Origin of the sequence: Youngiibacter fragilis 232.1 (genome assembly GCF_000495435.3) — a bacterium.
Taxonomy (GTDB): Bacteria; Bacillota; Clostridia; order Clostridiales; family Clostridiaceae; genus Youngiibacter; species Youngiibacter fragilis.
Map to the genome: position 1 here is coordinate 1 of NZ_AXUN02000214.1, position 1,570 is coordinate 1,570.

At 52.1% G+C, this 1,570-nt stretch carries 1 rRNA gene; it reads right to left on the bottom strand.

Annotated features, from left to right (window positions below):
- Window positions 1-139: 139 nt before the first annotated feature.
- Window positions 140-1,570, bottom strand: a 16S ribosomal RNA gene (locus T472_RS16345); the annotation flags it as partial.

Below are 1,570 nucleotides of genomic sequence, written 5' to 3' on the forward strand. Positions count from 1 at the left end.
AGAAATAAGTGACTCAGAGTAGTTTGGATATTTCTATCCATGAATGAACCTTAGGTTCATTCTAAGCATCCGTAATGAATTTTTGGATTCATTATGGATACTTGTATCAGAAGAAGTTACTCTTCTGTCGACTCCCTAGAAAGGAGGTGATCCAGCCGCAGGTTCTCCTACGGCTACCTTGTTACGACTTCACCCCAATCGCTGACCCTACCTTCGGCCGCTGGCTCCTGTTAAGGTTACCCCACGGACTTCGGGTATTGCCAACTCTCATGGTGTGACGGGCGGTGTGTACAAGGCCCGGGAACGTATTCACCGCGACATGCTGATTCGCGATTACTAGCAACTCCGGCTTCATGCAGGCGAGTTTCAGCCTGCAATCCGAACTGGGATGAGTTTTGTGAGATTTGCTCCACCTCGCGGTCTTGCCTCTCTTTGTTCTCACCATTGTAGCACGTGTGTAGCCCTAGACATAAGGGGCATGATGATTTGACGTCATCCCCACCTTCCTCCCGGTTAACCCGGGCAGTCTCGCTAGAGTGCTCAACCTAATGGTAGCAACTAACGATAAGGGTTGCGCTCGTTGCGGGACTTAACCCAACATCTCACGACACGAGCTGACGACAACCATGCACCACCTGTCTTCCTGCTCCGAAGAGCTTCCCCAGTTACGGGTAATTCAGGAGATGTCAAGTCTAGGTAAGGTTCTTCGCGTTGCTTCGAATTAAACCACATGCTCCGCTGCTTGTGCGGGCCCCCGTCAATTCCTTTGAGTTTTAGTCTTGCGACCGTACTCCCCAGGCGGGGTACTTATTGTGTTAACGGCGGCACAGGGGGAGTCGATACCCCCTACACCTAGTACCCATAGTTTACGGCGTGGACTACCAGGGTATCTAATCCTGTTTGCTCCCCACGCTTTCATGCCTCAGTGTCAGTTACAGTCCAGAAAGCCGCCTTCGCCACTGGTGTTCCTCCTAATATCTACGCATTTCACCGCTACACTAGGAATTCCGCTTTCCTCTCCTGCACTCCAGATATCCAGTTTGGTATGCAGTTCCCGGGTTGAGCCCGGGGATTTCACATCCCACTTAAATATCCACCTACGCATTCTTTACGCCCAGTAAATCCGGACAACGCTCGCCACCTACGTATTACCGCGGCTGCTGGCACGTAGTTAGCCGTGGCTTGTTTTTCAGGTACCGTCATTATCGTCCCTGATCAAAGAGCTTTACGACCCGAAGGCCTTCATCACTCACGCGGCGTTGCTGCATCAGGGTTTCCCCCATTGTGCAATATTCCCCACTGCTGCCTCCCGTAGGAGTCTGGACCGTGTCTCAGTTCCAATGTGGCCGATCACCCTCTCAGGTCGGCTACGCATCGTCGCCTTGGTGGGCCGTTACCTCACCAACTAGCTAATGCGCCGCGGGTCCATCTCAAAGCGGATTGCTCCTTTGATCAGAATGCCATGCAGCTTCCTGATATTATGCGGTATTAATCTTCCTTTCGGAAGGCTATCCCCCTCTTTGAGGCAGGTTACCCACGTGTTACTCACCCGTCCGCCGCTAAAGAGAAA